Source organism: Bradyrhizobium hipponense (assembly GCF_008123965.1).
Classification (GTDB): domain Bacteria; phylum Pseudomonadota; class Alphaproteobacteria; order Rhizobiales; family Xanthobacteraceae; genus Bradyrhizobium; species Bradyrhizobium hipponense.
Genome location: NZ_VSTH01000057.1, coordinates 23,271 through 41,057, shown reverse-complemented (window position 1 = coordinate 41,057; position 17,787 = coordinate 23,271). Strand labels below are relative to the sequence as shown.

General features: G+C 63.3%; 20 protein-coding genes and 1 pseudogene. 12 read left to right on the top strand and 9 right to left on the bottom strand.

The window, feature by feature from the left end; translation table 11 throughout:
- Positions 1-334 precede the first annotated feature (334 nt).
- The 3 genes from FXV83_RS18725 to FXV83_RS18715 are packed head-to-tail and all read right to left on the bottom strand — an operon-like array spanning position 335 to position 2,957.
- On the bottom strand, positions 335-1,462 hold the full coding sequence (locus tag FXV83_RS18725; RefSeq protein WP_148740878.1) for an HD-GYP domain-containing protein: 1,128 nt from the start codon (positions 1,460-1,462) through the stop codon (positions 335-337).
- A 50-nt stretch (positions 1,463-1,512) separates the two neighbouring features.
- Positions 1,513-1,848: a PilZ domain-containing protein gene (locus tag FXV83_RS18720; protein ID WP_148740877.1), complete on the bottom strand. Its 336-nt coding sequence runs from the start codon at positions 1,846-1,848 to the stop codon at positions 1,513-1,515.
- Positions 1,845-2,957 carry a DUF2336 domain-containing protein gene (locus FXV83_RS18715; protein ID WP_148740876.1) on the bottom strand — a complete coding sequence of 371 codons (1,113 nt, stop codon included), beginning with the start codon at positions 2,955-2,957 and terminating at the stop codon, positions 1,845-1,847. The genes FXV83_RS18720 and FXV83_RS18715 overlap by 4 nt, the downstream gene beginning before the upstream one ends.
- Positions 2,958-3,259: 302 nt before the next feature.
- Here FXV83_RS18715 and FXV83_RS18710 point away from each other — a divergent pair, with 302 nt between their 5' ends.
- Positions 3,260-4,207: an AraC family transcriptional regulator gene (locus tag FXV83_RS18710; RefSeq protein WP_148740875.1), complete on the top strand. Its 948-nt coding sequence runs from the start codon at positions 3,260-3,262 to the stop codon at positions 4,205-4,207.
- Positions 4,208-4,257: 50 nt separating this feature from the next.
- Positions 4,258-4,848 (top strand): NADPH-dependent FMN reductase, encoded by a 591-nt coding sequence (locus FXV83_RS18705; protein ID WP_148740874.1) that lies wholly within the window; start codon positions 4,258-4,260, stop codon positions 4,846-4,848.
- Positions 4,849-4,853: 5 nt separating this feature from the next.
- On the opposite strand, the gene FXV83_RS18700 is transcribed toward FXV83_RS18705, so the two are convergent.
- From FXV83_RS18700 to FXV83_RS18690, 3 genes are all read right to left on the bottom strand, one after another.
- Positions 4,854-6,935 (bottom strand): methyl-accepting chemotaxis protein, encoded by a 2,082-nt coding sequence (locus FXV83_RS18700; RefSeq protein ID WP_148740873.1) that lies wholly within the window; start codon positions 6,933-6,935, stop codon positions 4,854-4,856.
- 100 nt (positions 6,936-7,035) lie between these two features.
- The gene (locus FXV83_RS18695; protein WP_148740872.1) at positions 7,036-7,821 is read right to left on the bottom strand and encodes a 2-keto-4-pentenoate hydratase; all 786 of its coding nucleotides are present in this window, start codon (positions 7,819-7,821) and stop codon (positions 7,036-7,038) included.
- Between the two features lie 14 nt (positions 7,822-7,835).
- Positions 7,836-8,447: a TetR/AcrR family transcriptional regulator gene (locus tag FXV83_RS18690; RefSeq protein ID WP_148740871.1), complete on the bottom strand. Its 612-nt coding sequence runs from the start codon at positions 8,445-8,447 to the stop codon at positions 7,836-7,838.
- A gap of 99 nt (positions 8,448-8,546) precedes the next feature.
- Between FXV83_RS18690 and FXV83_RS18685 the strand changes: the two genes are divergently transcribed.
- Positions 8,547-9,029, top strand: coding sequence for a tautomerase family protein (locus FXV83_RS18685; protein ID WP_148740870.1), 483 nt, complete (start codon positions 8,547-8,549; stop codon positions 9,027-9,029).
- A gap of 39 nt (positions 9,030-9,068) precedes the next feature.
- On the top strand, positions 9,069-9,845 hold the full coding sequence (locus tag FXV83_RS18680) for a crotonase/enoyl-CoA hydratase family protein (RefSeq protein ID WP_148740869.1): 777 nt from the start codon (positions 9,069-9,071) through the stop codon (positions 9,843-9,845).
- Positions 9,846-9,867: 22 nt separating this feature from the next.
- Here the strand turns inward: FXV83_RS18680 and FXV83_RS18675 are convergent, their stop codons facing one another.
- Positions 9,868-10,305: a DUF1810 domain-containing protein gene (locus FXV83_RS18675; protein ID WP_148740868.1), complete on the bottom strand. Its 438-nt coding sequence runs from the start codon at positions 10,303-10,305 to the stop codon at positions 9,868-9,870.
- A gap of 189 nt (positions 10,306-10,494) precedes the next feature.
- On the opposite strand from FXV83_RS18675, the gene FXV83_RS18670 reads away from it, so the two are divergent.
- The 8 genes and pseudogenes from FXV83_RS18670 to FXV83_RS18635 all read left to right on the top strand — a co-directional run bounded on the left by FXV83_RS18670 (position 10,495) and on the right by FXV83_RS18635 (position 16,637).
- Entirely contained in the window at positions 10,495-11,457 is a 963-nt protein-coding gene (locus FXV83_RS18670) for a DUF2778 domain-containing protein (protein ID WP_235939871.1), read from the top strand.
- Positions 11,458-11,523: 66 nt separating this feature from the next.
- The gene (locus tag FXV83_RS18665) at positions 11,524-11,781 is read left to right on the top strand and encodes a hypothetical protein (protein WP_148740866.1); all 258 of its coding nucleotides are present in this window, start codon (positions 11,524-11,526) and stop codon (positions 11,779-11,781) included.
- Positions 11,782-12,145: 364 nt separating this feature from the next.
- Complete coding sequence (locus FXV83_RS18660) at positions 12,146-13,237, top strand: TRAP transporter substrate-binding protein (RefSeq protein WP_148740865.1); 1,092 nt, start codon at positions 12,146-12,148, stop codon at positions 13,235-13,237.
- A 316-nt stretch (positions 13,238-13,553) separates the two neighbouring features.
- Positions 13,554-14,147 (top strand): annotated as a pseudogene (locus FXV83_RS45145) (ABC transporter substrate-binding protein); the annotation flags it as partial.
- A gap of 257 nt (positions 14,148-14,404) precedes the next feature.
- Positions 14,405-15,103 carry a septum site-determining protein MinC gene (gene minC / locus FXV83_RS18650; protein ID WP_148740864.1) on the top strand — a complete coding sequence of 233 codons (699 nt, stop codon included), beginning with the start codon at positions 14,405-14,407 and terminating at the stop codon, positions 15,101-15,103.
- 21 nt (positions 15,104-15,124) lie between these two features.
- Positions 15,125-15,940, top strand: coding sequence for a septum site-determining protein MinD (gene minD / locus FXV83_RS18645; RefSeq protein WP_148740863.1), 816 nt, complete (start codon positions 15,125-15,127; stop codon positions 15,938-15,940).
- On the top strand, positions 15,937-16,218 hold the full coding sequence (gene minE, locus FXV83_RS18640) for a cell division topological specificity factor MinE (RefSeq protein ID WP_148740862.1): 282 nt from the start codon (positions 15,937-15,939) through the stop codon (positions 16,216-16,218). The genes minD and minE overlap by 4 nt, the downstream gene beginning before the upstream one ends.
- Before the next feature lie 233 nt (positions 16,219-16,451).
- Positions 16,452-16,637 (top strand): hypothetical protein, encoded by a 186-nt coding sequence (locus tag FXV83_RS18635; RefSeq protein ID WP_148740861.1) that lies wholly within the window; start codon positions 16,452-16,454, stop codon positions 16,635-16,637.
- A gap of 383 nt (positions 16,638-17,020) precedes the next feature.
- Here FXV83_RS18635 and FXV83_RS18625 read toward each other — a convergent pair whose 3' ends face one another.
- Positions 17,021-17,407 carry a hypothetical protein gene (locus FXV83_RS18625; protein ID WP_148740860.1) on the bottom strand — a complete coding sequence of 129 codons (387 nt, stop codon included), beginning with the start codon at positions 17,405-17,407 and terminating at the stop codon, positions 17,021-17,023.
- A gap of 91 nt (positions 17,408-17,498) precedes the next feature.
- Positions 17,499-17,735: a DUF6894 family protein gene (locus FXV83_RS18620; protein WP_148740859.1), complete on the bottom strand. Its 237-nt coding sequence runs from the start codon at positions 17,733-17,735 to the stop codon at positions 17,499-17,501.
- Positions 17,736-17,787: the final 52 nt, after the last annotated feature.

Below are 17,787 nucleotides of genomic sequence, written 5' to 3'. Positions count from 1 at the left end.
CTCGTTGCCGGCTCTTGCAATCTCGATGGAGCGGGAGGAACAATATCGGAGGTAAAGGGTTTGTTGCTGGCGCGAGGGAATTGACATGCGGCGGCTGGCTAGCCTGGTTCGACGGTTCTTCGGTCCGCGAACGCGGCGCCCGATCGATGATGATCCAAGTCTTCCTTTCACAGCCGAAGAATTCGGCCAGTTGATCCGCAGCGGCAAACGCGAGGACATGAAGCATCTGGCGGAAGGGCTGGCGTGCCGATCGGTCCGACCACGCGCCGGACATCGCGCGGCGCATTAGGCAGGTCGTGGCGGCGATCCCGGCCCTGGTGCCGCGGCGGCGCGCTCACCTTGTGAGCGCAACCTGCTTGAAAGCGATTACAAGCGCCTTTTCCAGCTTCCCGGTCATCCCGCAGAGAATGTTATAGGCCTCCCGGCGCGGCATCGTCGGCTTGTAGTGCCGGTGCTCGATGAGCGCAGCAAAAATGTCCGAGATCGTGAGAATGCGCACGATGTCGTTGATGCTCTCGCCGCACAGTCCGTCAGGATAGCCGCTGCCGTCGAGATATTCGTGATGATGCCGCACCGCATCGAGAATCTCGGGCGAGATCTTCTCGCGATCCTTCAGAAACGCGTAGCCGGCTGCCGGATGCGTTTCGATCATGGCACGTTCATCGGCATCGAGGCGGCCAGGCTTGTCCAGAATCGCAAGTGGGATCTGCGCCTTGCCGATATCGTGGAACATGGCGGCCGAGTACAGCCGCTCGAGATCGGTGCGCCGGACGCCAAGGCTCAGCCCGAAATCGATCGCGACACCGGTCACCAGCAGGCAATGCTGGTAGGTTCCCTCGTGGTGGCGTCGCACCGTCGTGAGCCATTCGGACAGCCCATGCTCGCTGATGCGATCGGCGATCTTGCGGCCGGCCTCTTTCGTACCGTCGACGTCAAGGGGCTCGCCGAGCGTAACGGCCGTGAACATCGACGCGATGGCGGTTGCGGCGGTTTCGACGGCGTTCTCCGGCTGCGGCTGCGGCGTGGTACTCGACGAGGCAGCTGCCGGCGCAGCTGGATCGGTCAACGCCGCCAGCAGCTTTATTCGATCGACCGTCCCGGGAAGGACGAGCGTCGCGCCGAGCGCGTAGGCTTGCGAGACGCTGACGTGAGAGGAATACTCGACAAGGAAGATGCGTTTTTGGGCTTTCGCCAGCTTGGCGGCCCGCTTTTTGATCGCTGCGATGTTGTTGACGTCTCGCAGGTCCGCGCGGATGACCACGGCGAACGGCACTTGCGACAGTTTGGCCTGTGCATCGAGCCGCTCGCCCGCGACCGCGAAATTCCGCTCGAGGATCGAGCAAACGCTGGACAATTTGTCGGACGAATCGGCCAGCACGTGCACGAATGCGCGTGCCGCCTCCGTCTCTCGGCCGCCGCCACGGCCTTGGACGGGGCGGGGCATGGTTCGCGCATTCTGCACGGCAGACCTGGACTTTGCTGGAGTTCAATGAGCTTGATGAATTTTCGAGCCTATTTGCTTTGAGCGGAGTTCTGTGCCGCAACCACTGGTACGCTGGCCGGCTTCTTCTTCTTGCTGTCCGCGCTGACGAAGTGCACGCCCGCCACGGTCCCGTCGATCCAGACCAGTTCGCAGCGCCGGTAGGCCAGCCCCGTCGATGACAGCAGCATGAAGAATTCCTTGGCCTTGAGCACGTCGAGTGTGCCCTCGACTTCGAGCTTGGCGCCTGTCTGCGAAATGTCGAGAAGGACGCATCTGCGCCGCCACGTGCCGTCGGAACCCATCAGGTTGACGGGCTGCTTGTGGTCCATCCGCACGCGAAGCGCCTTGCGACCATCGAGCTTCATCGGTTAGCCCCCATTTTCGCGCCGCGGTTTCCCGCATCGCTTGTGTTGGTTTGTGCACCTATTTCCCCCCAGCGCACCGTCCATTGGCTGGTCGACAGGAGAAGCGTTTCGAAGATCTGTTGCGCGCGTTCGCGCTCGGCAAAGGAGAGACGTGCGCCGCTACGATTGTTCAGAATCGCGAGCGTGGTCGCCCAGTTCAGGCGCGATGCTCGACAGGCCATCACCAGACCCTCGCAGTCGTCGTCGCCCATGACATGCTCGACGATATGGATTGGCGCCCCCGAAAGCACCGACAAGGCGGTGAACAGGTCGGCGGTCTCGCCGCGGATCGCGAAGCGGTTCACCGTGGAATCGTTGAGTTTGCCGACGCGGCTCAGGGCGACGATCTCAGGCCGTGCGCTGGCATAGTCTGCCGAGGAGGGCAGCTTGGGTGCTGCCGGAGCAGAAGCTGCAGCCTGCGCGGGCGGAATGGAGGACGCGTTGGGCTTGGCCGGCGTCTTCTGGCACGGAGGGGCGGAGAGTAGCTTCCGCACGACCAGATCGGGCGTGCCAGGCCGAAGCGCCAATGTCTTCGTGATCTCGGTGTTCTGGTCGGCCGTGGCGATCAGCGTGGCATAGGCTGCGTCGGAGAATTTGGTTCCCGGGTTCTTGATCAGCACAAGGCAGACAGGGCCGCCGCGCATGATCAGCGCCTCGGTTACCAGCGGCTCGATACAGGTGCGCGCGCCGATGGCAAGTTGTTGCGGCTCGCCGCACGAGGCCGCGACGGCCTCAAGATCGGCTGTGGAGAGTGCCTGCGATTTGAGTAGGATTGGACACGCCACATCCGGGTCGTCGTGCGAGGCCAGACGCCGCAATGTCTCCGGAGGAGCCACTGTAAGCTCGGCAAGCGCCGCGCTGAGTTGTACCAGTGCGCTGGTCTCAACTCGTTCTGTCAGCCGCAGCAGAACGCCGTCGACCACGTTGGAAAGCAATTCCTGGGGGTGGTCGCGACTGCTAGTGAGCAGGTGCACAATACCGGACAGGATGCGAACGCAACGGTCCCGCGGACAAGACGTGACCGCTTGTTCCAATTCTGAAACAATATTAGCAGGCGAATTTGCCATCATGGCAGGAGCCTGAATTGAAAAAAATTTCGACTATCGAACGGACTTCATTGCGCCCTAGAGTTGTTAATTTCGACTTTAAATCTTGACCTTTCAGGTATTGACGCACCATCCACTTCACTGGAAACGCTATCGAAATTCGGCAGGGCATGACCCGTCGTCTTGTCCTTTGAATTGAACTTTCGCCAACTGAACGTGAGAGGTCAGGGTGATTCCTTCGGTCTCATGGGACAACCGAAAGGTGGGAATCGGACCGGCATCGTCGCCGGACGCGCATCTGTTGGGACGCGACGCTTCATATTGCCATGAACACTATTGATGATGCGCCGAGGTTGGCGCCCAAGATATTTCGCTTCTCCGACGTCGATGAATTTCGAAATGCCATACGGGGCCTGAATTTTGAATTCACGCCTTTTGTGCGGAGGATTTCGGCTGAGCAGGCCATCTTGTCCTTGCCCGGCTGCGACGTGAATTGGACGCGCGCGTTTCCCAGGGTGGTTGACGCGCAGCTCGTCGAGAATTGCACGGCGATCGGCTTTACGATGGATAACCTCAACGTGCCCATTCGCTTCAATGGCTCGCAGCGCGCCCGTCCCGTGATCGTCATTGGGAGCGGCGGCGCCGCCTACACCACCATTGAGGAGGTGGAGCGGCAAATTGCCTCGGTGATTTTTAGGCCGGAGGTGACAGATCGCGGCTGGCCACAAGCAGCCTTGAGCTTCAAGATTTTCGAAACGACCGCAGCGGGTCTGAACGGGCTACGCAGCGTGGTTCGGGAGGTGTTGGCCGCGGCGTCAGAATCGATCGATGCGTCAGACGTGCCGTTGAAGGCGGCGGCAATGAAGGAGTCCCTGCTTGGAGCCGTCGACCACGCATTCGAAAGCGTCGTTCCCGCGCGATGGACCCTGCGCCCCAATGACGAGTGGAACTTCAAGATCTTCCAGGAAATCCGCGCGCTGTTATCCGACGATCTCTCACAGCCCATCTACAGCGAGGAGATCGCGCGCAAGCTTGGCCTCTCCGTCCGCACTATGCATGACGTCGTCCGCCGCTATCGCGGCATGAGCCTGCATCGCTATCTGCGCCTGCGCCGGCTGTGGCTGGTGCGCCAGCGGCTGCTGGCGGGAGCCGACAGCGTCAAGGCCGTGGCGCTGGCGTTCGGCTTCTGGCATCTCAGCGATTTCTCCAGGAGCTATCGCGATCAGTTTGGCGAGACGCCATCGCAAACGCTGGAGCGCGGGCGAAGTCCGTAGCGGACAAATGGATTGGGCCGGTCTCGTCGTTTTGTGCTAGTCTTCCCGCCATGAGCAACCGCATTCTCGTCCTCTACGGATCCTATCGTTCCGACCGCATGGGCATTCGCCTTGCGAATTTTGTCATCAACGGTCTGCGAAGCCGCGGCGAGGAGGTCGAATTCATCGACGCCAAGGCGATCGGCCTGCCGATGCTCGATCGCATGTACAAGGAATATCCCAAAGGCACTGCGCCGGAGGCGCTCGAGAAACTGGCGGGGCAGATCCGCGACGCTGACGGTTTTGTGTTCATCACCGGTGAATACAATTGGGGCATTCAGCCCGGATTGAAGAATCTCAGCGACCATTTCCTGGAAGAGTGGTTCTGGCGTCCGGTCGCGATCGCCAGCTATTCCGCCGGCCGCCTGTCCGGCGCGCGTGCTGCGACCGCCTGGCACGGCACGCTGTCGGAGATGGGTATGGTGGTGGTGTCGAGCACCATCGGCGTCGGCCCGATCGCGCAGACGCTGTCGGCCGAGAGCGAGCCGATCGGCGAGGGCGGGAAGGCGCTGGAACGCTCGTTTCCCCGTTTTGCCGATGACCTATTGTGGTGGATCGAGGCAGCCAAGGCGCAGCGCGCGCGCAAGGCCCCGCCTTACTGAGCCGCTCAGGCGGCTCTGACTTCGCTGAGGAAACGGTCGAACTGTCCGGCAAGGTCGCGCGACTGGCTCGAGAGCTGCTCGGCTGCGCCCAGCACCTCCCTGGCGGCCGCGCCCGTGTGGTCGGCGGCGCTCTGCACGCCAGTGATGTTGGTGTTGACTTCCTGGGTGCCGCGGGCGGCCTCCTGGACGCTGCGGGCGATCTCCTTGGTCGCCGAGCCCTGTTCCTCGATCGCCGCCGCGATCGCCGTGCCGATCTGATCGATCTCGCCGATGACGTCGGCGACGTTGCGGATCGCGCTCACGGTCTCGTCGCTCGCGGTCTGGATCGCTGCGATCTGCTCGGAGATTTCGGTCGTGGCTTTGGCGGTCTGGCCGGCCAGGGACTTCACCTCGGAGGCGACCACGGCGAAGCCGCGGCCGGCGTCGCCGGCACGGGCGGCCTCGATGGTCGCGTTCAGTGCCAGCAGGTTGGTCTGCTCGGCGATGCTCTGGATCAGCGTGACGACGTCGCCGATCTTCTGGGCGCCCTCGGCGAGCGCGCGCGCGATGTCGCCGGTGCGGCGGGCATTGTCGACGGCGCGGGCCGCGATCTCGGTGCTTTGTGCGACCTGGCGGCCGATCTCTGAGATCGATGAGGTCAGCTCTTCGGTTGCGCTCGCCACCGTCTGCACATTGGTCGAGGTCTGCTCGGAGGCGGCCGCGACGACGGCAGCCTGGCTGTTGGTCTGGGCCGCGGTCGAGGTCATCGACTGCGCCGTGCTCTCCATCGCGGTCGAGGCCTGGGACAAGCCGCCGACGAGCTCGGTGACCTTGGCCTCGAACGCGCTGGTGAGCTGGTCGAGCGCCTGCGCGCGGCGCATCTTGCCGTCGTTCTCCGCCTGCTTCTCGGCTGCGAGCCGCTCGGCCCGGATCATGTTGTCCTTGAACACCTGCACGGCGGCGGCCATCGCACCGATCTCGTCGGCGCGCGCGGCGCCGGGGATCTCCTCGGCAACGTTACCCTCCGCAAGCCGTGACATCCGCGCGGTCAGGTCGACGATGGGCGCGCAGACACGGCGCCGCACCGTCACCACAAGGCCGATGCTCGCGATCAGCACGGCAACGAGGCCGAGAAGCGCGACTGTGAAGCTGGTGCGCGCCGCCGAAGCGGCGCCGGCGAGGATCTGCTCGGCATTGTCGTAGAAGGCGTCACGGACGTCGATGATGGTGCCGAGGCCGCGCTGCGTGGAGGCGTAATAGGTGTCCAGGTCATGTTCATACTTGCCGCTGACCGCACCGTCCTTCACCAGCTTGAGCTCGCGGCCGAACTCCTCGACATAGACCGAGTTGAACTTCTCGAGCGCAGCGGCGACGTTCGCCGGAGTTGCCGGACTGCCGCGCAATTCCAGCAGCCCCATCACGATCTGATCATTGCGGCCCTGCGAGCGGCTGATCTCGGCCTTCTCCGTGTCGGTCGCCGGTTTTTTGCCCCCGACCAGATTCTTGTGCAGGCTGGAATTGAAGCCGCCGACGTCGCGCAATGTCATGGCGATGTTGGCGTAGCTGGCCTGTCGGTAGGCATCGCCGTTGAGGATAGCCATGCGGCGGACCTGCTCGTTGAGCAGCGCGGTCACGCCGCTGTTGAGCACGGCGTTATCGGCGACGATCTTCTTGGCCGCGTCCTTGCGCGCCTCCGGCGGCCCGGCGATCGCCTTATCGATGGCATCGCGCAGCGCCGTGAATTTTGAATTGATGGCGTCGATGTTGCTGCCGGTGGTGTTGCCGTCGTCGAACGGGCCGGGCAGGTCCTTGCGCAGTGCGTTCATCCTGTCGCGGGCGGCATCGGTCTGCTTGCGCAGCTTGTCCTGCTCGGCAAGCAGCGCCGGGTCGACGGTAGCAGGGCCATAGAGGATATTGGTGGAAAAGCCGCGCTCGGGATTGAGATAGCGCGGGATGTCGCTGACGGCACGAACGATCGCCAGCCGCCCCTGTGCTTCGGTGATGCGCTCGATCGTCTGGTATTTCGTTACGGCGACGTAGACGGCGAGGCCGCCGCCCACGGTCGAGAGCGAGACGATGGCGGCGGTCAGGAGCGTACCGATTTTCATGATCTGTCCGGCAATTGGCGCGGGGAGAATTATTTTGCACGGACAATAGGCAGGCGATGTTAATCCCGGGTTTACGCTGGTGGTGGCCATTGCCGCGCCTTTAGGCGTAGGTCGCGCTCACAGTTCCCAGCGGACCGAAATCGGCAACGTAAGTCTCGCCAGGCTTCGGCCGTAACATGCCCGTCAGCGTGCCCGTGCTGATTGTTTGTCCCGCCTTGAGGCCGATGCCGGTTCGCGACAGCTCATTGGCGAGCCAGGCGAGCGGCACCAGCGGATGATCGATCGCCTCCGCAGCGCTGCCGCGGCGTCTCGAGGCGCCGTTGCAATTGAGAACGACATCCTGATTGGCAATGTCGCGGCTGCGCCAATCGGCAATGGGCTCTCCAAGCACGATCGTCCCCGATCCGGAGCCGTCGGCCATGATCGCGGGCATCGGCGGAAAGGCCGCGTCGTGAATGAAGCGGCATTCGGCGAGCTCGATGCCGGGATGCAGCGAAGCGACGGCATCGCCGACCTCTTCCACCGTGTAGAGCTTCGCGCGCGGCGGCAGGTCGGCGCCGAGGCGTGCCTGGTACTCGACTTCCGGAATCGGGCTGCATTGCCTGGCGTGCTCGACGCTTGCCGGTGAGGCCTGGATCAGGGGCGCGAACACCCGCCCGTAGATCGGCGAGGAGATTCGAAGCTGGCGCTGGAGCCCGGGCTTCATGCCGGCGATTTTCCATCCGACGACGTCCCAGCCCAATGCCTCTTCCACCATCTGCGCAATGCGGTACGCCGTGTCGGCATCTGGCGGCACCAGCCGTTCCTCGAGGCCGCTTTGTTGCCGGCCCTCGCGACGCAAATCGGCGAGATGACGAGCGAGTTCGCGTTGGCGGGAAGAATCCATCGATACGTCTCCATCTATCCGGCAGTACGGGCGAGGGCGGTGGACAGGACCGTCTCCAGCTCCTCTTGAACCTGATCGAGCGCGTCCGTGCTGCGGCTCGCGCGGCACATCGCGACGGTGCCTTCGATTGAGGCGACGACGAGCGTTGCAAGCCGCTCGGAGCGTTCCGCGGCCAGGCCTTCACGCAGCAAGGCCGTGCGCATGATCTGACGCCAGTCGGCGAACACGCCGTCGGCAAGGTCGAGCAGATGCTGCTGCGCCGTCTCGTCGTCCCTGTCGGAGGCCTCGCCAACATAGCGGTCGACGGCGACGGCGAGCACCGGGCAGCCCGCCTCGAAGCCGGTCGCTTCGAGCTGTCGGCGCCATGATGCGACGAAAGCCCTCAAGCCGCCGATCACGCCGCGTTCGTTCATGGCTTTCTCCAGGGGAATGGACACCTGCTTGCCGGCAAAGGTCACGGCTTCGGCGATCAATTGCCGCTTGCCGTCTGGGAAGTGGTGGCTGATCGAGCCGCGCGGCGTCGCCGTATGGCGGACGACATCGCGCATGCTGGTGGCGTTCACGCCGCGCCGGCTCATCAGGTCGGCAGCACCGGCAATCATCTTGTCGCGTGTGGTGGTGGTCATCGGAAGTCCTGCGGTTGGCTTCCTCCATTAAACTATGACGTTTGACATAGGCAAGGATTACTGGAATATGACAACTGTCATATTTGTGGGGAGGACACCTTGACCATCATCACCGTGACGGCGCCCGCCGGCAGGCTCAGCCTGATGCAGCGCCGCCGCCTTGCGGAAAGCCTGACCGACGCCGTGCTGGTGCCGGAAGTCGGTCAGCATGCGCCGGCGGCGCGAATGGGTTTCCAGGTCCATTTCCACGACCTGCTAGCCGACCGGATGGCGATCGGCGGCCGGCTCCTGTCCGACCAAGACATCCCGCGCGACGTCATGACCGTCAATATCGCGGTGATGAACGCTGCCTGGCCTGCCGAGGTGCGTGCGGAGGTGATCCTCAACGTGCTGGCGCGGCTTGCGGAGGCCTGCGGCATGCAGGCGCCGGCGCCGACCTGGTGGGTCAATTTCGAGATCATCGACGAGGGAAGCTGGGGATCGCGCGGCGGTGTGCTCTCGATCCTCCAGCTCCTGGACTCCGGAGTGTTCACGCCGGAGCGGATCACCGCGATCTGCGCGGCCGTTCAGCAGCCGACCTGATCTGCAGCCAATCAAAGCGATATCTTTGGAGAGAAACGAATGAGCGAAGGTCAAATCCGCACCGAGGTGCATGGCCATGTCTTGAAGATTGTCATCGACAATACCGCGAAGAAGAACGCGTTCACGCCGGCGATGATGGAGCAATTGTCCGATGCGCTGACCGTACTGCATGACAACGAGGCTTACCGCGTCGGCGTGATCTGCGCCGCGGGCAGCGATTTCACCGCCGGGCTCGATATGCCGAAGTTCTTCGGCCCCACAGCGGAGAAGCGCAACATCAAGGAGGGCAATGTCGATCCGTTCGGGCTTAGCAACCGCTGCCGCAAGCCCATCGTCACCGCCGTGCAGGGCATCGTGTTTACCATCGGCATCGAGCTGATGCTTGCCGGCGACATCGTGGTGGCTGCCGCGGATTCGCGCTTCTGCCAGATGGAGTCCAAGCGCGGCATCGCGCCGCTTGGCGGTGCACATTTCCGCTTTCTCTCGCGCGCCGGCTGGGGCGATGCGATGTATCACCTGTTCCTGTGCGACGAGTTCTCAGTCGAGCGCGCCCGCGCAATCGGCCTCGTCCAGGAGGTCGTGCCGCCGGGAGAGCAGGTCGCGAGGGCGATGGCGCTCGCTACGATCATCGCGCGCAACGCGCCGCTCGGCATCCAAGTCACCAAGGAAGCCGCCGCGAAGTACACCGAAGGCGGCGAGGCGGCGGCAATCGCCTACATCCCGACGATCCGTGATCGCGTGCTCGGCAGCGCGGACGCGAAGGAGGGCATTCAGTCCTTCATCGAGCGGCGGGCTGCCGTCTTCCAGGGCCGCTGAGAGAGGCTGCTGATCACACGCGCTACGCCAGCCGATCGAGCTTCGACAGCATCTCCAGCGTGGCGCTGTCGCGCTCGCCTGAAAAATATCTTTCGAGCGCCTGGCTGAAGATTGGCTGGTCGGACACGGCTCCGAACAGCGTCATCGACGAGCGGAATTTGGCGTCATCCGGCGCCCCGAGGATCGCGTGGATGGTCCGCCCCTGCACGGCGAGCACGAGCCCGGTGCACTCGACGAGGCGGGCGCCCAGGACGGGGTGCGCGAGGTAGGCCTCGGCCTCCTTACGCGAGCCGATGGCGTAGCGCTGCGACATCGCGCTCAGGCCGAGGCCGGCAATCTGCGGGAAGATGAACCACATCCAGTGGCTCTGCTTCCGGCCCCGGGACAGCTCCCCGATCACCCTGGGGTAGATCGGGTTCTGGGCCTGGACGAACCGATTTAGATTGAAGGGATCGGTCATTGGATACCTTGGGGCGCCCCGCCGGCCGCGATTATGCCTAACTTTTGGCTCCCAATGTGGTAGCTGGTATAGAGTCTCCGGGTGGGGGTGGGTCTCCCCGGGGATCGATTTGGGGATCTGATGGTTTCCGACACCGCAAGAGCCGGAGGGCTGTTGTCGCGCCGCCGTATCGGCCGGGCCGAGACAGTTTTGCTGTCTCTGGGCGCCATTGCGCTGTCGCTCGGTGCCGCCGCCTGGGTCGCCGACATGGGCGATTCGACCCCGCTGGTCTCCGCCGCGCTGCCGCCGGCCAAGACGCCGGTCAATAACATGTCGTTTGACGAGCGTTTCACATCACTGTCGGGTGGCCAGCCCGCCCGTGATACCGGCCTGCGCGCGATCGAACGCTCCGCCCTGAATGCGGTTCAGCTCAAGCTCCGTGACGCCAAGGCGATGCTCGCGCAAAAACTCCAGGGCGACGACTGGCGCTCGACCCTGACGGATGACGGCAGGCCCACGGCCGACGAAGCCAGGCCGTCGCAGCGGGCCGATGCCGTCCCGATGCCGCGCTCGCGCCCGGTCCAGGCTGATCTCGCGTCCCAGATTGCCTCCAGCCAGGCCTTTGCCGACACCAACCCGCGGGTCGACAACCGCAACTTCCTCGAGAAGTTCAGCGACAAGATCAAGCTGGCCTCGCTGACGCCCGACAGCGGCCTGTTCCGCAAGGCGCCGGATCTCGCCGCCCTCGGTTATGATTCGCAGACCGCGGTCTATGACATCTCGGCCAAGGCGGTTTACCTGCCGAACGGCGTCGCGCTTGAAGCCCATTCGGGCATGGGTCCGCTGATGGACGATCCTGACCATGTCGACCAGCGCATGGTGGGCGCGACCCCGCCGGCAACCTACGACCTGAAGCCGCGCGAAAAACCGTTTCACGGCATTCGAGCGTTGCGCATGACTCCCGCCGAAGGCACCAACGCGCTCGGCCGTGTCGGCCTTCTTACCCATAGCTACATGCTCGGGCCGCGCGGCGACTCCAACGGCTGCGTCTCGATCAAGGACTATGAGCGCTTCCTCAAAGCTTACGACAACGGCGAGTTCAACCGCCTGGTCGTTGTGCCGAGCCTGAGCGGGCCGGCGACCGCCTCGCAGCGCGCGAGCACCAACTCCTGAAATCTGTCTGCTGCGGTGGGGCTGCAGTTTCCCCTTCGTTAAGCCGTCATCGTCCAGAAGAAGCGTATGAGCGATCCTTCAAGTTCCGACACCCCGCTGCGTACGACGTTCAGCATCAAGCTGAACGGTGACACGCTGCCGATCGCGACCGTCGGCCAAGCCTATCAGTTCCTGACCAACTTCAAATCGGTCGAGTGGATGGAATTTCGCTCGCTGCACGAGGACGCGGTCGCCGCGCTGGAAGGCGCTGCTGGCAACGCCATGCTCGCGGTGCAGGCGACCAATGCCGTGCGCGCGCTGTTCGTCAGCGCCAAGCTGCTCTGAGGGCGGCGCGGCGGCGTAGCCCGGATGGAGCGTATAGCGTAATCCGGGACAGTCGCACATTTGGAAGGATTCCCGGATTGCGCTGCGAGGCTGGGCAAGTATTCGGTGCAGCCGCCGGCTCGTAGAACGTAGTTCTCTTATGTGACACTCACAGTCACCGCGATGAAATTTTCTACGTGCCAGCGCCTACGGCAACGAATGTATTTCTACTCTGCTCGAAGCTGATTGAATATTTGCCCAGCCTGTGCGCTCCATCCGGGCTACCGCTCACAGCTTGAACTCCGCTACAGGAACAGGCAAACGGTCCGCGAAGACCGTGGCTCATGCCGTTACATTTGAAACTTGCTTTAGGGAGTAGCCCATCATGAAACGCCGTACATTCCTCAAGGGTGGCGCGGTCGCCGGCGCGACGACGCTGGTTGCGGCTCCTGCGATCGCGCAAGGCATGCCTGAGTTCAAGTGGCGCCTGACCTCGAGCTTTCCGAAGTCGCTCGACACCATCTACGGCACTGCGCAGACCTTTGCGAAATACGTGGCGGAGGCCACCGACAACAAATTCCAGATCCAGACCTTTGGCGCCGGCGAGATCGTCCCCGGCCTGCAGGCGCTCGATGCCGTCAGCACCGCCTCGGTGGAGATGGCGCAGACGCCGCTCTATTTCTACATCGGCAAGGAGCCGGCGCTGGCCTATGCCACCGGCGCACCCTTCGGCATGAACCATCGCCATCAGGAATCCTGGTGGCACTTCGGCGGCGGTGCCGAGCTTACAAACGAGGCGCTGAAGCCGTTCAAGGCACACGCCATCCTCTGCGGCAATTCCGGCACCCAGATGGGCGGTTGGTTCCGCAAGGAGATCAAGACGGTCGACGATCTCAAGGGCCTCAAATTCCGCATCGCCGGCATGGGCGGCCATGTGCTGGCGCGCCTCGGCGTGGTGCCGCAGCAGATCGCGGGCGGCGACGTGTATCCCGCGCTCGAGAGGGGGACGATTGACGCCGCCGAATTCGTCGGTCCCTATGACGACGAAAAGCTCGGCTTCCAGAAAGTCGCAAAATACTACTACTTCCCCGGCTGGTGGGAAGGCGGCGCCATGCTGCACATGATCGTCAATGACGAGAAATGGGCGTCGCTGCCGAAGCAGTACCAGGCGATCCTCAACCAGGCCGGCTCGGCGGCTGGCGCCTGGATGCTGGAGAAATACGACAGCGTCAATCCAGCGGCCTTGAAGCGGCTGATCACCAATGGCGCGGAGCTGAAGGCGTTCCCGCAGCCGGTGCTGGAGGCCTGCTACACGGCGACCCAGGACCATCTCAACGAGCTCGCCGCCAAGAGCGACCTGTTCAAGCGCACCAAGGACAGCCACGACGCCTATATGAAGGAGCTGCTGTTCTACACGCAGATCGCGGAAAACTTCTACGACAACTATCTCTTGAGCAAGATGCGTAACAAGAGCTGATCGCAAGACGGGTGGGCGCGGCAAATTAAGCGCCCCGACTTCGTAGCCCGGATGGAGCGCAGAGGCTGGGCAAATATTCAATCAGCATCGAGCAGAGTAGAAATACATTTGTTGCCGTAGGCGCTGGCACGTAGAAAATTTCATCGCGGTGACTGTGAGTGTCACATAAGAGAACTACGTTCTACGAGCCCGCGGCTGCACCGAATACTTGCCCAGCCTCGCAGCGTCATCCGGGATCTCGCACGTCACCGGCACCTTCCCGGATTACGGTTCGCTGCATCCGGGTTGGCGGGCGCGGCGTGTTACGCCGCGCCGAGGCCCAGCCTCGCGCGTGATGTGGCCGGCCTTCGCCAAGGCCGCGGGCCTCGCGCCCGACTCGGTCAGCTTCGTCAATATCGCTCCGACCGCGAAGATCGCGGCGCTAAAGCCACACCGTCGATATCATCAGCGATTTCTACAACGAGCACGATCTGAAGGCGATCGAGTTCGGCGCCGATCTCGGCTACGTCAACTGGAAGGACATCGGGCTCAATCCCTACGGCAACTCGCTGATCGTCAACGGCGCCTATCTGCAGAAGAATCCGAAACTCGTCGAGGAGTTCGTCCGCATCTCGCAGAAGGCCTTCGCTGCCTGCGTCGCTGACGCCGCGCCATGCCTCAAAGCGCTGCTCGACCAGGTCTCCGGCCTCGACAAGCAGAACCAGGAGCGCCAGTGGGAGCGCATCAAGTTTCTGATGACCGACGAGTTCACGACGACGAAGTCGCTCGGCTGGATCGACGGTGATCGGATGAAGAAGGACTACGATCTGGTGCAGACGGCATGGAAAAGCCGTTCGATGTCACCGCTGCCTTCACGACCAGGATGCTCGATCCCGCTATCAAGATGGATGCGAGCAAGGTGAAGAAGTAGGGGGGCCGGTAGTCGCCCCATCCTCCGTCATTGCGAGGGTAGCGAAGCAATCCAGAACCTTGCGGCGGAGGCAGTCTGGATTGCTTCGCTGCGCTCGCAACGACGGTGTTGGGGGGCAGTTGTGCCCCGCGTTGTCCGAATGCTGTCCCGGCGAGAGCGCCCTCCCTATCCACGTAACCCCACGGAGAAATTAACCGGCCGTTAACCATATTCGCCGCATCGTTAACCATTCAATAACAAGGACGAGTCGGCAGGCCATGGAGGCAGCAGCGAGACCTCAACGCCAAATGGTGCGCTTGCGCGGGCGCTCCTACGTGGCCTTCGTGTTCGTCCCGACGGTCCCGGTCCAGGACTGGCTCCATGAGATCGACGCCACGATCGCGCGCTCGCCGGGATTCTTTGCCGGCCGCCCGGTGGTGATCGACCTGTCCTCGGTCGATCTCAGCCAATCCGGCATCAGCCATCTGCTCGCCAGTCTCCAGGACCGCAACATCCGCGTGCTCGGCATCGAGGGGGTAGAGGAGGCGCGGCTGACGTCGGCGATGCCGCCGCTGCTCTCGGGCGGGCGCAGCTGCGTCGTCGAGCCGAGCGCGCCCAAGAAGGCCGAGCCGAAGACTGGAGCCAAGCCGACTTCGTTGCTGCTCGAAAGCCCCGTGCGCTCCGGCCAGACCATCATCTTCCCGGAGGGCGACGTCACCATTCTCGGATCGGTCGGTTCCGGCGCCGAAGTCGTCGCCGGTGGTTCCATTCACGTCTACGGCGCGTTGCGCGGCCGCGCCATGGCGGGGGTCAACGGGCACGCGAGCGCCCGCATCTATTGTCAGAAGATCGAGGCCGAACTGCTTGCAATCGATGGGTTTTATCAAACGGCCGACGATATCGACGACGCTTTGCGTGGCCGGCCCGCCCAAGCCTGGCTGCAGGGCAACACCATGCGAATTACAGCGCTGAACTGACCAGCTAAGGAGGATAATTTAATGGCCAAGGTTCTGGTCGTGACATCAGGCAAAGGCGGCGTCGGCAAGACCACGACGACCGCCGCGCTGGGAGCCGCGCTCGCGCAGCGCGGCGACAAGGTGGTCGTCGTCGATTTCGACGTCGGCCTGCGCAACCTCGATCTCGTGATGGGCGCCGAGCGCCGCGTCGTGTTCGATCTCATCAACGTGGTGCAGGGCGTCGCCAAACTGCCGCAGGCGCTGATCCGCGACAAGCGGCTGGAGAATCTCTGGCTATTGCCGGCTTCGCAGACCCGTGACAAGGACGCGCTGACGGAAGAAGGCGTCGGCAAGGTCATCGAGGATCTGCGCAGCCGCTTCGACTGGGTGATCTGCGACAGCCCGGCCGGTATCGAGCGCGGCGCCTCGATGGCAATGCGCTTTGCGGACGAAGCCGTGATCGTCACCAATCCGGAAGTCTCCTCGGTGCGCGATTCCGACCGCATCATCGGCATGCTCGATTCCAAGACGGTGCGGGCCGAGAAGGGCGAGCGCGTCGAGAAGCACATTCTCATCACGCGCTACGATCCCTCGCGCGCCGCGCGCGGCGAGATGCTGACCATCGACGACATCCTCGAAATCCTGGCAACGCCCTTGCTCGGCATCATCCCCGAGAGCCAGGACGTGTTGAAGGCCTCCAACGTCGGCACGCCGGTGACGCTGTCGAACACGGAAGGTGCACCTGCGCGGGCCTATATCGATGCGGCGCGGCGGCTGTGCGGTGACACCGTACCGATGCAGGTGCCGTCCGAACGCAAGGGTTTCATGGATCGTCTGCTGCGACGGAGGGCTGCATGAGCATGCGTCTACTTCGGCTTCTCCGCGGCAACAAGGCCTCTGCACCCGTCGCACGCGAACGGTTGCAGATCCTGCTTGCACATGAGCGTGGACAGCGTGGCCAGCCCGATCTGCTCGGTGTGCTGCGCGAGGAAATTCTTGCCGTTGTCTCCAGGCATGTCACGCTGGATCCGACCAAGGTGATCGTGCGGCTCGATCGCGGCGACGAAGTGTCGACCCTCGAAGTCGACATCGAGGTGCCCAACGACTTCGAGCGCAAGCGCGTGGCAGTCGCCTAGGGACCCGGCCAAGAACGTCCGATTTGGGGTGGGTGAGAAGGCGGTCCGCGGGCAACTGCGGGCCGCCTTTGTCGTATGAACCAGGCTTCAAGCCACGCGCGATATCGGCCGATGTGATCGGCAGCAGAGGGAACCGGAGCTGCGGCAAGATGGTTGTAACGGCTCTTGGAGCAGTCAAGCGATTGGGACTGTAAAGCGATGCATCGCGGTTTCCGCCAAATGGGAGAGCGCCCATGATGTCCGAGGTCCAGGTCCACACCGTTGCACGGCAGATGCTCGAACGGCATGGTTTCGCTGCGATTGCGAAGGTCGCCGAACAGGCGCAGGCCTGTGAAGGCCGCGGCGAGGCCGAGGAGGCCAAAGAGTGGCGTCATATCGCGGACGCCATGAAGATCATCCGCGGACCGCACCAGAGCTGACACGCCCGAAGCGGAAGCGTATTTCTAGCGCTCGTCGCGATCCGTTCCGTGCGCCGGCGGTCGATGCTGCGTTTGCGATGGGTTTCGCTCACCTGTTTCCTTGCAAGGAAGCTGCGCCCAGGATCCATCCGGCGTCTGTTGATAGGCGCTGCAGGATGACGAACTGGCTTTGTCCTCGCCGTTCTGGGCGTCGGAATTCCTCGCCTGCGCAGGCGCAGTCAGCATCGCGGCGGCCGCGAGTGCACCGGCGAAAACGACATTGATTATCCGCATAGGGCTCCCTCGTTCGAGTTCGAGAAGGCCCGCATGCTGTCGAGGATTGTGACGATAATTAGCCATTGCCGCGGGTTCGCCGCGGCTTGCTTAGCGCCCCGAAAAGCCGGCTAGCCGCCCTTGCTGCGGATCAGGCCGGCAAGGTTTGTCTTCTGGGTTTCGCACCAGGTGGGCATGCCGAGACGGCGCTGGTCGAGATCGGTCGCCCGCGTTGCCACCGCGACCTCAGCCATCAGGTCATCGTCCTGCTTCTCGCCCATCTTGCCACCGGTGTGCATCCAGGCGATGGCCTTGCGCACCTTCTCGGTGGTGCCGTCAGGCAGCTGCATCTGCTGCGCCTTCTGGACCAGATCCTGATAGATGACGTCGGTGTTGGGACATTCGACCTTGGCGGCGAAGGCCTGCAAGACCATCGTTACATAGGTCGACCGCCGCTCGGCGGCTTGGGCCGGCGCGGCCACCACCAGCAATCCAACAATCAGAAAACCGTAGCGCATTCCTTGGACCTCCCCATTTTCCGGGAAGGCTAGCGGCTGGAGAGCTGCTCCGCAATGGGGACAGCATGCGGCCGTGAAGGTGAACGGCGTCCTAGCCGGTTCGTCGCCAGGCCGGCACGGGATCGAGCGGCGTGCGGTAGAGCTCGTTGTGATCGCGATCGGTGACGCGCACCGCGCAACCCTTCTGCTGGAGCTCCGGCTTCACCCGCGACAGCTCGCTCGCAAGTTGATGGGCGCGATCGGAGGCGACCTCGAGGTCTTCGAGGATAATGCCACCCTGGTTCTTGAACTCTTCACCGACCACGAGATCGAAGTAGTAGTAAGGCATCGGAATTCCCCGGTGTGACGATCCAAGCTTGAACACGAGTCTCAACACGTGC

Excerpts from the sequence above, each read along its gene's own strand:
- FXV83_RS18720 (WP_148740877.1), bottom strand. The coding sequence starts at position 1,848 with ATGAAGCTCGATGGTCGCAAGGCGCTTCGCGTGCGGATGGACCACAAG.
- FXV83_RS18715 (WP_148740876.1), bottom strand. The coding sequence starts at position 2,957 with ATGATGGCAAATTCGCCTGCTAATATTGTTTCAGAATTGGAACAAGCG.
- FXV83_RS18710 (WP_148740875.1), top strand. The coding sequence starts at position 3,260 with ATGAACACTATTGATGATGCGCCGAGGTTGGCGCCCAAGATATTTCGC.
- FXV83_RS18705 (WP_148740874.1), top strand. The coding sequence starts at position 4,258 with ATGAGCAACCGCATTCTCGTCCTCTACGGATCCTATCGTTCCGACCGC.
- FXV83_RS18700 (WP_148740873.1), bottom strand. The coding sequence starts at position 6,935 with ATGAAAATCGGTACGCTCCTGACCGCCGCCATCGTCTCGCTCTCGACC.
- FXV83_RS18695 (WP_148740872.1), bottom strand. The coding sequence starts at position 7,821 with ATGGATTCTTCCCGCCAACGCGAACTCGCTCGTCATCTCGCCGATTTG.
- FXV83_RS18690 (WP_148740871.1), bottom strand. The coding sequence starts at position 8,447 with ATGACCACCACCACACGCGACAAGATGATTGCCGGTGCTGCCGACCTG.
- FXV83_RS18680 (WP_148740869.1), top strand. The coding sequence starts at position 9,069 with ATGAGCGAAGGTCAAATCCGCACCGAGGTGCATGGCCATGTCTTGAAG.
- FXV83_RS18675 (WP_148740868.1), bottom strand. The coding sequence starts at position 10,305 with ATGACCGATCCCTTCAATCTAAATCGGTTCGTCCAGGCCCAGAACCCG.
- FXV83_RS18665 (WP_148740866.1), top strand. The coding sequence starts at position 11,524 with ATGAGCGATCCTTCAAGTTCCGACACCCCGCTGCGTACGACGTTCAGC.
- FXV83_RS18660 (WP_148740865.1), top strand. The coding sequence starts at position 12,146 with ATGAAACGCCGTACATTCCTCAAGGGTGGCGCGGTCGCCGGCGCGACG.
- minC (WP_148740864.1), top strand. The coding sequence starts at position 14,405 with ATGGAGGCAGCAGCGAGACCTCAACGCCAAATGGTGCGCTTGCGCGGG.
- minD (WP_148740863.1), top strand. The coding sequence starts at position 15,125 with ATGGCCAAGGTTCTGGTCGTGACATCAGGCAAAGGCGGCGTCGGCAAG.
- minE (WP_148740862.1), top strand. The coding sequence starts at position 15,937 with ATGAGCATGCGTCTACTTCGGCTTCTCCGCGGCAACAAGGCCTCTGCA.
- FXV83_RS18635 (WP_148740861.1), top strand. The coding sequence starts at position 16,452 with ATGATGTCCGAGGTCCAGGTCCACACCGTTGCACGGCAGATGCTCGAA.
- FXV83_RS18625 (WP_148740860.1), bottom strand. The coding sequence starts at position 17,407 with ATGCGCTACGGTTTTCTGATTGTTGGATTGCTGGTGGTGGCCGCGCCG.
- FXV83_RS18620 (WP_148740859.1), bottom strand. The coding sequence starts at position 17,735 with ATGCCTTACTACTACTTCGATCTCGTGGTCGGTGAAGAGTTCAAGAAC.